Here is a 12156-nt window from a genome sequence, read left to right as displayed (position 1 = left end):
ATCACGCATGTTTTGTAAACAGTGTGCCATTCATCTTTTTTTTTTGCTAAAAATCTTGTTACCGATAACAACAATGTAAGCGTTGTCTTTAAGTTAGTTATCTTTTATAGTTGTTTTTGTTAACTGAAAGACAAGGGAGGACTGAAATGAATACTGCAGCAATTTATCATCGACCTGAAAGTGAATTTGCTTATTTATACAGTGATACAACGATGCGGATTCGCTTACGTACAAGTAAAGATGATGTCAAACAAGTTTCTGTGATCAGCGGAGATCCATATACGATTTTCTCAGAAAATTGGTATTTAAAAGAACAACCAATGAAAAAAGGATTAAGTACACTTCTTCATGATTACTGGGAAATCGAGTTGACGAGTGATACTAGACGATTGCAATACGGTTTTCACATCGTGGGAATTGATGGGATGGATTGTTTTTACGGAGACCAAGGAATATTCCCTTATCAAGAAGAAACATTGGCGAATGCAAACTATTATTTCCGTATGCCATATTTTCAACAAATCGATCGCTTCAAAGTACCTGAATGGGCAAAACAAACGATTTGGTATCAAATATTTCCTGAACGCTTTGCGAATGGTGATTCAACAAATGATCCTAAAGGTACGTTGCCTTGGGGAAGTAAAGACCCGGATCGAGAAGATTTCTTTGGCGGAGATCTTCAAGGGGTGATCGATCATCTCGATTACCTAGCTGATTTAGGGATCACAGGGATTTATTTCTGTCCTGTTTTTGAAGCAACCTCGAATCATAAATATGACACGATCGATTACTATGCGGTCGATCCACAATTTGGTGATAAAGAGTTATTGAAAGAGTTAATCACAAAAGCGCATGATAAAGGAATCCGAATCATGCTGGATGCTGTGTTCAATCATATGGGTAGTCATGCCCCACAATGGCAAGATGTGATCGAAAATGGCGAGAAATCCCGCTACAAAGACTGGTTCCACATCCATTCATTTCCAGTGGATGCCTATCAAATGACAGATGTTCCTGAAACAGCCGAAAATCTGGCATATGATACGTTTGCTTTTACGCCATTTATGCCTAAGCTCAATACAGCAAATCAAGAAGTACAAGATTATTTATTAGATATTGCCACGTATTGGGTCAAGGAATTTGATATCGATGGGTGGCGGTTAGATGTAGCAAATGAAGTGGATCATCATTTTTGGAAGAAATTCAGAGAAGCGGTCACTACGATCAAACCTGATATTTATATTTTAGGCGAAATCTGGCATTCTTCTCAAGCTTGGTTACAGGGCGATGAATTCCATGCGGTGATGAACTACGCCTTTATGGATTCGATCAAAGGCTATTTCGTCCATAAAAAAATCACACCCACTCAAATGGTCAGTGGCATGAATCATCAGCAAATGCTTTATCGTGATCAAGTCAATGAAGGGACATTCAATTTATTGGATTCTCATGATACAGCCAGAATCTTGACTTTGTGTAAAGAGGACAAGGAACTGATGAAATCAGTGTTAGCTTTCATGTTCTTACAAAAAGGGGCGCCTTGTATCTACTACGGAACAGAAATCGGCATGACAGGTCATGATGATCCTGACTGTCGAAAATGTATGGTCTGGGAAAAGGACCAGCAAGATCTTGAATTGAAGGGGTTCGTCAAAGAATTGATCTGTGTGCGTAAACAAGTGCAACAAGTGTTGATTGAAGGGGATCTGACTTGGCGATTGGTCGACGACAAAAACGAACAAATTCACTTGACTCGTCATCTCGATCAGCAAACCATTCATGCTTATTTCAATCAAGGAACAGAATCGTATTTGGTCGATTTAGAAAATGATGTTTTGTTCAGCCAAAATTGTGACATCTTAAAAGACGGCAAAGCTGAAGTCCAAACGAATGGATTTTTGATCCTTTGTTAAGTTGTTATCGGTAACATAGAGAAAGCGTTTGCAAATCGAGCTTTTGTAAACATATAATCAAATTGTAAGAGGAATAGAATAGAATCGGAGGAAAAAAAATGAGTAAACAGTTGCTAAAAAAATTCGGGTTAGGCGCATTATCTTTAGGGTTTATCGGGGGACTTGCTGCCTGTGGTAATGGTGGTTCATCAACTGCAGCAAATGAAGAAGATGGAAAAACATTAACGATTTCTGTCGATTCTGGTTACAAAGATTATGTCAATGAGATTAAAACAAAATTTGAAGAAGACAATGACGTTAAAATCAAGTTAGTCGAAAAAGACATGTTCGAACAATTGGAATCGCTTGCGTTGGACGGTCCCGCAGGAAAAGCACCAGATGTCATGATGGCAGCTTATGACCGGATCGGAGCATTAGGACAACAAGGGCATTTGGCAGAAGTGAAATTGGGGAACGAAGCAGATTACAATGATACGGATAAAGCTCAAGTAACGTATGAGGATAAAATCTATGGGGCACCGGCAGTTATCGAGACACTAGTTTTATACTATAACAAAGATCTAGTTGACACTGCACCGACAACTTTCAAAGATTTGGAAGCGTTAGCAAAAGATGAACGTTTCAATTTTGAATCTGAAGAAGGAACGAATACAGGATTTTTAGCAAAATGGACTGATTTTTATTATTCATATGGCTTGATTTCTGGTTACGGTGGCTATGTATTTGGTGAAGATGGAACAGACCCATCTGAAATTGGGTTAAACAATGCAGGAGCAGTAGAAGGAATCACTTATGCTACAGATTGGTTCCAAAATGTTTGGCCTAAAGGAATGCAAGATATCAAGAGTGCTGGCGACTTTGTCAACCAACAGTTCATGTCGAACAAGGCAGCAGCGATTATCGATGGCCCATGGCAAGCACAAACTTATCAAGAAAACGACATCAATTATGGCGTATCAAAAATCCCAACATTGAATAATGGTGAATCTTATCAACCATTTGGTGGAGGAAAAGGTTGGGTCGTAAGTAACTACTCTAAGAATAAAGAAGTGGCGCAAAAATGGTTAGATTATGTAACCAATACAGAAAATCAAGAAAAATTCTTTGAAATGGTCAACGAAGTACCAGCCAATCAAGCGGCTCGTGAAACAGCAAAAGGCACAAATGATGAATTGACGACTGCAGTTATTGAACAATATGAAACAGCACAAGCAATGCCAAATATTCCAGAGATGGCAGAAGTTTGGACAGGCGCAGAAAACTTGATGTTTGATGCTGGTTCAGGCAGAAAAACACCAAAAGAATCGGCTGACGACGCGGTGAAGACGATCAGCGAAGCAATTGAGCAAAAATATTAATTAGATCATCAAAAAGGTTGGAGCTGTGAAGGAAATTGCTTCTCAGCTCCATGTTTTACCTTTGATGAACGTGAGATGATTTTATAGAAAAGGCGCTTCAACATACAGCACCTGTTTTTAGTATCAAGAGGGGGGAACAACACCATGCAACAAGAAGATACAGCGGTCAATGTCAAAGGCACGATGTTACGTTCGATCATTCCAGGACTGGGTCAATTTGCAAATGGTCAAGTATTTAAAGGGGTCGTATTTTTAGCACTATTTATCGGATTTATCATCCAAATGGTTTTAGGTGGTTTTCAATCCTTAATAGGTTTAGTTACCTTAGGGAGTGTCCCAATGGAAGATCACTCATTATTTATGTTGATCCAAGGAACTTTGCAATTGATTGTGACAGCCTTGTTTTTATTTTTTTATTTCATCAATCTAGTAGATGCAAAACGTGTCGCAGTCATGAGAAAAGAAGGGAAAAAGATCAATCGAACAATGAAGGAAGTCATACATAATGTGGGTGATGAAGGCTTTCCTTATCTCTTGACGCTTCCAGCGTATCTATTGATGATTTTCACGATCATCTTTCCGGTTCTAGTGACATTATTTACAGCATTTACAAACTATGATTTCCAACACATCCCACCAGCAAGTTTGATCGACTGGGTGGGAGCAGAAAACTTCTTCAGTATTTTCTTTTTAAGTTCTTATCGAAATACATTTGTTGCCGTGTTCTCTTGGACCGTCATCTGGACGCTTTGTGCAACTACTTTACAAATCACGTTAGGCGTATTTACAGCAGTGATCGCGCACCAGAAATTTATCAAATTCAAACGTGTTTTTGGAATTATTTTCCTTTTACCATGGGCAGTCCCAGCATTTATCACGATCATGAGTTTTTCAAACATCTTTAATGATAGTGTGGGAGCGATCAACACGCAAGTTATTCCATTCTTGAATAATATCCCCTTTGTAGATATTGCCTCCGTTCCTTGGAAAACTGATCCGAACTGGACAAAAGTCGCAATCATCTTGATACAAGGCTGGTTAGGTTTTCCTTACATCTATGTGATGGTCACAGGGATCTTACAATCGATTTCTGAAGATCTTTACGAAGCAGCAAAAATCGACGGTGCGAATGCTTGGCAGCGCTTCTCAAGTATCACGTTGCCAGCAATCTTTCTTGTAGCAGCACCAACGTTTATCACACAGTATACAGGGAACTTCAATAACTTCTCCATGATCTACCTCTTCAATAATGGGGGACCGGGAAGTGTCGGTGGTGGTGCAGGATCAACGGATATCTTGATTTCGTGGATCTATAAATTGACCACGGGGACCTCGCCACAGTATTCGATGGCTTCTGCGATCACGCTGATCATTTCGATGATCGTCATTGCCGTTTCTCTGTTGGTATTCAAGAAAACTAATGCGTTCAAAATGGAGGACTAGTCATGAAAAAATTTAGTACGAGTGCTAAGTTCCAACGGAGACTTTCGCATTTCTTCACTTATGTGTTTTTGATCCTATTGTCGATCATTATCATCTATCCGTTATTGATCACAGCTAGTACTGCTTTCAAACCAGGCAATATTGCTGCTTTTAGTTTGGATTTCTCCGGTGATTGGACCTTAAATAATTTTTCTCGCTTATTCAATGAAACCTTGTATGGCACGTGGTATAAAAATACGTTGATCATTTCTGTTTTAACGATGGTCATTCAAGTAACTGTTGTGACACTTGCTGGTTATACGTATAGTCGTTATCGTTTCATCGGAAGAAAATCAAGTTTGATGTTCTTTCTAGTGATCCAGATGGTACCAACGATGGCAGCATTGACCGCTTTTTATGTGATGGCCTTTCTATTAGGTGCATTGGATCGTTATTGGTTCCTGACAATGATCTATATCGGTGGGGGAATCCCAATGAACACTTGGCTGATGAAAGGATACTTCGATACAGTCCCAATCGATTTAGATGAATCAGCTAAATTGGATGGTGCAGGACACTTTAGGATTTTCTTGCAAATCGTCTTGCCATTAGTCAAACCAATGATCGCAGTCCAAGCGCTTTGGGCATTTATGGGACCATTTGGTGACTTCATGTTGGCACGTTTCCTACTTCGTACGCCTGAAAATCAAACAGTCGCAGTTGGATTACAAACCTTTATTTCTGATGTAACCAACCAACGCGTTTCTCTGTTTGCGGCGGGAGCAATCTTGATTGCTGTACCAATATGTTTATTGTTCTTCTTTTTACAAAAAAACTTTGTGACCGGACTGACATCAGGCGGGACCAAAGGTTAGGAGTCGTTTGCTATGGATAAATTCCCACTCAATTACTTTTCAAGCTTAAGAAGTCCAAAACAGTTGTTTTTAGGTAGAAAACAACTCACTTGGCCAAAATTTATCGTGATCTTTCTGTTTCTAATTTCTTTTATGGTCATGCCGATTACTTTATTTTATACGAATCAAGTCTCGGCGATCCCGATGGAACAATTCTTATCGGTGAATACGTTGATCGATCAGGAAGGGGTGGCACGCTTACGTGAACTACAACTTACGAACGGTCGCTTAACAGCTGACTCTGAGATCATCAGTGTAACAAACGATGTCATCATCGGAACAGCACTGACGCCAGAAGAAATGGCAGAAAGAGGAGCCGCAATCAATTTTGAAGAGACCAGCTGGACGATCCGTCAAGAAGAGGATGGACAAACACGAGAATACAATATGTCATATCCCTCCTCATTTGATTTTATGAGAATGACAAGTCCAAAAGAGTTTGAACAGTTTTTAGAGAATGAATTTTATGCGAGTAATCGACCGATGATCATTTTATCTTACAGTTTGACGTTAGGTATTTTATTGTTTATCATGACGGGCTTGATTTTGTTCGGCGCTGCCTTCTTTTTATGGCTAACAAGAAAAAGCAAATTCTCTTCTATAAAAAACTTTAAAGAGAGCGCAAATTTGATGTTGAATGTTCTAGGTGTGAGTTCGATAATTGCTGGTTTTGTCGGTTTTATCCATTTTGATTTTGTCTTGATGATGGGCATCCAGTCGACCATAGCCGTTTTATTGTTACTATGGATTTTCGCTAAAACTGGCTTCAAAGATTCAAAAGCGATCCAAGTCTGATCGAATCAAAAAAATGAAGAATGTAAGAGGGAAAGCAGAAATGTCTTCCTCCTTACACTCTTTATTTTTGTGTTTCTGAAATTTTCAAAAAGCTTTTATTTATTGCCTGTAATCTGTTGATTCTTTGACGAAATAGGTATAACGTAATAGTGTAATTTTTGTTTTAGGAGGATCATTATGTTAGAAAAAACAATTTATCATCAACTATTTTCGCACTCTTTTTCACTTCCAGTAGAAGTCACGTATTGGGATGGAACGACGAAGCAGTATGGGGATACCGATAACCCTCCACAAATCAAAATCACGCTCAATGAAGAGATCCCAATCAAAGAGTTGACGAAAAATGCTTCTCTTTCTTTAGGGGAAGCTTATATGGATCATCGCATTGAAATCGAAGGGAATATCCAATCATTGATCAACGATGCTTATAGTCATACCGATAGTTTCTTGCGTAGCAAAGATTATCTGAAGTGGTTACCAAAAAAAGAGAAACACACAAAGCAACAAAATAAAGCGGATATCCATGCTCATTATGACTTAGGCAATGATTTTTATCGCTTATGGCTTGATTCAACGTTGACGTATTCTTGTGCTTATTTCAAAACTCCAGAAGATAGTCTGGAGCAAGCACAGATCAATAAAGTCCATCATATTTTAGATAAGCTATTTATCAAAGAAGGGGAATCCCTCTTGGATATTGGTTGTGGCTGGGGAACGTTACTATTTACTGCTGCAAAAGAATATCATGTCAAAGCGACTGGTATTACTCTCAGTGAAGAACAATACAACTTCATCACCAATAAAATCAAAGAAGAGCATCTAGAAGACCAATGTCGTGTGTTTCTAATGGATTACCGTGAGTTGAAAGAGGAGACTTTCGATCATATCACCAGTGTGGGGATGTTCGAACACGTAGGGTCAGAAAATCTACCTAAATATTTCAAAGTAGTCAAAGATTTGTTGAAACCTAAAGGAACTGCTTTGATCCATGGAATCAGCCGACAACAAGGTGGTGCAACGAATGCGTGGATCAATAAATATATTTTCCCTGGCGGTTATGTACCAGGTGTGACGGAACTGATTAAGGATATCACGGAAAACGATCTACAAGTGATCGACTTAGAAAGTTTACGTCGTGATTACCAATGGACATTACAAGATTGGACGCAACGTTTCCATGCGGTTCAAGAGCAGGTGACTCAGGAGATGGGTGATCGGTTCTATCGTATGTGGGATCTTTATTTACAAGCCTGTGCCGCATCTTTTGAATCGAGCAATATCGATGTGATCCAGTACTTGTTAGTCCATCCAGGGAACAATTCGATCCCAATGCATCGGAAATAATTTATTGAGTTTTGTTTTTTTATTTAAATGAAAAGAACCTGTTTTTACTTTTTTACGTAAAAACAGGTTCTTTTTTAGTTGTAAAATCAGACTATAGACTGATTTTTCATGGTATCGGCTGACAGTATTCACTCTTTTCGTTATACTGAAAATAAATACCTAATAAAAAGGAGAATTGTTATGAAATCAAAAGTTATTTTTACAGGCTTATTTTCTTTACTACTTTTGGCGGGGTGCCAGCCAAACCAAACAACTACCCCATCAAGTACGACCAATCAGTCGTCAGAAACAACTGTAACCTCTACGAACAAGTCAGAAGACTCTAGCACATCCGCTGGTTCTACTGATTCATCCTCTTCACAAACAGCAAACCCTGATATTCAAGTTTCTGCGGATCGTGCGATTGAATTATTCCAAAACAAATACCCAGATGCAGCAATCACTAGCTTAGAACTCGATAGTGATTGGGGAAGCTACTTCTACAAAATTGAAGGTGTCGATGATCAAAACGAATATTCAGTGAAAATCAATGCGATGGACGAAAAACTTGAGGCAGAGAATCCAGAGCAATTAGATCGTGACGAACAAAACGGCAAGAAAAAATCAGAAGACGGCTTAGATGTCAGCAATCTGATCTCGATCGAAGAAGCTGGGAAAATCGCGGTTGAAAAAGTTGGCGCTGGAACTGCTACACATTGGGACCTTGATAAAGAATTAGGAACTACTTACTGGGATGTCAAAGTGAAAAATGGCAACCAAACAACAAATGTAAAAATCAATAGTCAAACAGGAGAAGTATTGTCTTCAGAAATCGATGATTGATCGAACATTCGATAAATTTTTGTTGATTTTGTTTGCTTAAATGATACACTAGAAAAAACGCTTTATTAAAAGGAGAGAATAACTTGAGCTTAACGACTACTTTCTTAAATCATTCTTTTGAAAATCCCTTGATGAACGCTTCTGGTGTCCATTGCATGACTACAGCGGAATTAGATGAACTTGCACATTCGAATGCGGGGGCGTTCATTACAAAAAGCTGTACCATCAATGAGCGAGCAGGAAACCCTGAACCTCGTTATTATGATGTGCCACTGGGGAGTATCAATTCAATGGGCTTACCAAACTTAGGTTTTTCCTATTATCTGGATTATGCATTGGCCTACGAGAAAGAGCATGGACAAGAACAACCATTGTTTTTCTCGATTGCCGGTATGAGTGCAGAGGAAAATCTGGAAATGTTGAAGTTGATCGAAGAAAGTGATTACCAAGGGATCACTGAGCTGAATCTTTCATGCCCAAATGTTCCAGGAAAACCGCAGCTAGCTTACGATTTCGAGGCAACAGCAGCTTTATTGAAAGAAGTCTTTCAAGTGTTCTCAAAACCGTTGGGAATCAAACTTCCTCCTTATTTTGATTTCGCCCACTTTGATCAAATGGCGGAAATCTTGAATCAGTACCCGATCGCCTATGTGAACTCGATCAACAGTGTGGGAAATGGCCTTTATATCGATACTGAGAGTGAAACAGTCGTCATCAAACCAAAAGATGGTTTTGGTGGACTTGGAGGCGAATATATCAAACCTACTGCGTTAGCGAATGTCCGAGCATTTTATACCCGCTTGAAACCAGAGATCAAAATCATCGGTACTGGCGGTATCCGCAATGGACAAGATGCTTTTGAACATTTATTATGCGGCGCAAGCATGTTACAGATCGGTACGGAACTTCACAAAGAGGGAGTAGCTATTTTTGATCGTATCAGTAAAGAATTAGAGACGATCATGGCGGAAAAAGGCTACCATTCAATCGACGAATTTAGAGGGAAATTACGCTCGATGTCGTAATACCTCTTTCATTCTTATAACTAGAGAAAAACACTTGAAGCATTCAGTTGCTTCAAGTGTTTTTCTATTTAGAATAAGAGACTAAGCGTAAACATTGTTGCTTTTTCTGTCATATGAGAAAATAACCGTAACTGAGGAGGGAGAGCATGAAAGATGCAACATATCTTGCGAATGGTTTAAGAACAAAGCAATTCAGCTTGGAAGAACTTTTTACAGAAACAAAGCGGAAAATCGAAAAGTTCAATCCAGAAATCAACGCATTTGTCACACTTGAAGCACTTGATTTCCAATCAAATGTAAAACGACCACAACTGGAGAGTGATTCGCTACTAGCAGGAATACCATTTCCTTTAAAAATGCTAGGACAAGAAAAAAAAGGCTGGTTGGCAACTTCTGGTTCAAGGATTTTCGAAGAACACCGAGCATCCAAAAATTCAAATTATGTTCAGGCGGTAGAAAAAGCTGGCCTAGTTTCATTTGGTCAAACGAATGCACCTGAGTTTGGCTTTAAGAATATTACCGATCCACAATTATATGGCCCAGCACGAAATCCATGGAACTTGGCATACTCTCCAGGAGGATCAAGTGGCGGAGCTGCGGCGGCTGTTGCGGCTGGGATCGTTCCTATGGCAGGTGCCAGTGACGGGGGTGGTTCGATTCGTATTCCAGCCTCATTTTCTGGCTTGATCGGTTTGAAGCCATCAAGAGGAACAATGCCTGTTGGTCCAAATGCTTGGCGAGGCTGGCAAGGAGCGGCAATTGATTTCGGACTAACGATTTCCATGAGAGATACAAAAGCGTTGTTCCAAGCATTACAAGGAATCAATAGTGGGGCACCTTATCAAGTGACACCAGCCTTTTGGCAACAGCATCCAGTGAAGGAACGGTTGAAAATCGCTGTCTGTGTTGATTCACCAATCGGGTCGAAGGTAAGTGTAGATGCTCAAATTGCTGTTCAAAAAGCACTGCATTTTCTAGAACAATCAGGACATGAAATCGTTGAGATTCCTTATCCTTTAGATGGACGTTCATTGATCAACTCGTATTATCAAATGAATGGTGCTGAAACGGCAGCAATGATCGAGTCGATCGAAAATGGGTTGCAGCGGAGGATAGAAAGCAACGAGCTAGAACCAATCTCATGGACATTATGGCAATACGGTAAAAAACTTACTGCAGCAGACTATGTGCATTCCTTGCACGTATGGGATCATGCAGCTGTCACGATGGAAAGCTTATTTGAGTCCTTTGATTTGTTCCTTTCGCCAACCACTGCGGATACTGCGCCTAAAATCACAGCTGACTTACAAAGTGACTTGATCCGTCAGCAGATGGCTGATGTCTCTCATTTATCGGCAGATGAAGGGTTGGCAGTCGTGTCAGCGATGTTTGAAGAGAGCTTGACGATCACTCCTTATACACAACTAGCGAACTTAACTGGGCAACCTGCAATAAGTCTACCTACACATGTCAGTGAACAAGGATTGCCACTAGGAATTCAGTTTATGGCTGCCAGAGGAAGAGAAGACTTACTGTTTCAGATTGGTGAATTATTTGAAAAATATGGTTTGTTTTATCTTCCGCCAGGAATCGAGCAAGCGTAAGAGATCAACAGAACAAATGAATCGTGCGATTTTTAATACGGAATAGCAAACAGGTAGAAGAATTTACCGTCAAGTCGATCGATCAATAAAAAACGAGTGCAATTGAAAAGACGAAAAATGTGATGTTTGAGCTGCATTTTTCGTCTTTTCTATGTTGCTTTTTTTATTGTTAGACAAGTAGCATACAAAAAAATAAAATGGTAGTTGGATTATCTTGGCTTTTCAGGTAGAATGAAAAGCGAAAGTATGTTCGGAGGTGAAGTGTATGAAAACTCCTTTAACGATCGAGCTGGAATCATCGTTGTATCATTATTGTATCGAACAGGGAGGGATCGTGGTCGAGGAAGTGACAATGCCTGAGGATCATGGAATCGTGGATACTTTAAGTTGTCTGATGAAATTTGACGGAACAAGAGAATGGCGCTGTTATGAATTGAAAGTCACAAAAGCTGATTTTCGCTCAACTGCTAAATTGTCCTTTGTCGGTCACTATAATTATTTTGTTTTACCAAAAAATTTATATGAAGAAGTTAAAAGTGAGATCCCACCAGAGATTGGTGTATTAGTTTATCGTTCGTATGCACTAGAAGAGGAAATGCCTGTTCCTGGAACTTTTATTATTGCAAAAAAAGCAATGCGCCGTGAATTAGGTGTAGCAGAAGAGGCATTGACTAATCGTTTTATGGCTTCATTGTTTAGAGAAGTCAGAAAGGCCAAACAAATGGAACGGGGAGTAAAATATTTCCCTTCAGATCAGCTGTACAAAGAATTAAAAAAACGCTCAGAAACGCAAGATCCCTTCTCAAAAGAACGCTACTATGAAAGGTTTATTGATGAAATTGAAAGTCAAGCAATTCATGATCTGCAAGAAGAAAATCGTGCCTTGCGACAAGAACAGGACTGGTTGCGCCAGCAACGTCATATTCGACGTCTGCCAACTGAACCATTGGAGTGAATAA

10 protein-coding genes are annotated in these 12156 nt (G+C 39.5%); all 10 read left to right on the top strand.

All coding sequences use genetic code 11. The features are described from left to right. Nucleotides 1-146: 146 nt before the first annotated feature. Complete coding sequence (locus IGJ99_RS07290; RefSeq protein ID WP_438748055.1) at nucleotides 147-1913, top strand: glycoside hydrolase family 13 protein; 1767 nt, start codon at nucleotides 147-149, stop codon at nucleotides 1911-1913. Between the two features lie 98 nt (nucleotides 1914-2011). Further along, the gene (locus tag IGJ99_RS07285) at nucleotides 2012-3271 is read left to right on the top strand and encodes an extracellular solute-binding protein (protein ID WP_034688351.1); all 1260 of its coding nucleotides are present in this window, start codon (nucleotides 2012-2014) and stop codon (nucleotides 3269-3271) included. Nucleotides 3272-3415: 144 nt separating this feature from the next. After that, nucleotides 3416-4714 (top strand): carbohydrate ABC transporter permease, encoded by a 1299-nt coding sequence (locus IGJ99_RS07280; RefSeq protein ID WP_010735424.1) that lies wholly within the window; start codon nucleotides 3416-3418, stop codon nucleotides 4712-4714. Between the two features lie 2 nt (nucleotides 4715-4716). Continuing rightward, a complete protein-coding gene (locus tag IGJ99_RS07275; protein ID WP_010735425.1) occupies nucleotides 4717-5568 on the top strand; it encodes a sugar ABC transporter permease in 852 nt (283 codons plus the stop codon). A gap of 12 nt (nucleotides 5569-5580) precedes the next feature. Further along, nucleotides 5581-6402 carry a maltodextrose utilization protein MalA gene (locus tag IGJ99_RS07270; RefSeq protein WP_066025019.1) on the top strand — a complete coding sequence of 274 codons (822 nt, stop codon included), beginning with the start codon at nucleotides 5581-5583 and terminating at the stop codon, nucleotides 6400-6402. 177 nt (nucleotides 6403-6579) lie between these two features. After that, the gene (locus IGJ99_RS07265) at nucleotides 6580-7746 is read left to right on the top strand and encodes a class I SAM-dependent methyltransferase (protein ID WP_409173354.1); all 1167 of its coding nucleotides are present in this window, start codon (nucleotides 6580-6582) and stop codon (nucleotides 7744-7746) included. Between the two features lie 180 nt (nucleotides 7747-7926). Continuing rightward, nucleotides 7927-8568, top strand: a complete 642-nt coding sequence (locus IGJ99_RS07260) for a PepSY domain-containing protein (protein WP_438770717.1) — start codon at nucleotides 7927-7929, stop codon at nucleotides 8566-8568. Nucleotides 8569-8651: 83 nt separating this feature from the next. After that, nucleotides 8652-9593, top strand: coding sequence for a dihydroorotate oxidase (locus tag IGJ99_RS07255; RefSeq protein WP_071867076.1), 942 nt, complete (start codon nucleotides 8652-8654; stop codon nucleotides 9591-9593). Nucleotides 9594-9739: 146 nt separating this feature from the next. Beyond that, nucleotides 9740-11197: an amidase gene (locus tag IGJ99_RS07250; RefSeq protein ID WP_226076504.1), complete on the top strand. Its 1458-nt coding sequence runs from the start codon at nucleotides 9740-9742 to the stop codon at nucleotides 11195-11197. 265 nt (nucleotides 11198-11462) lie between these two features. Next, nucleotides 11463-12152: a hypothetical protein gene (locus tag IGJ99_RS07245; RefSeq protein ID WP_062805222.1), complete on the top strand. Its 690-nt coding sequence runs from the start codon at nucleotides 11463-11465 to the stop codon at nucleotides 12150-12152. The last annotated feature ends 4 nt before the right edge of the window (nucleotides 12153-12156 follow it).

It is taken from the genome of Enterococcus sp. AZ095b (genome assembly GCF_051714725.1).
Classification (GTDB): Bacteria; Bacillota; Bacilli; order Lactobacillales; family Enterococcaceae; genus Enterococcus_B; species Enterococcus_B pernyi.
Note: the sequence above shows the minus strand (reverse complement) of the source record. Positions and strands in the feature narration are given on the sequence as shown.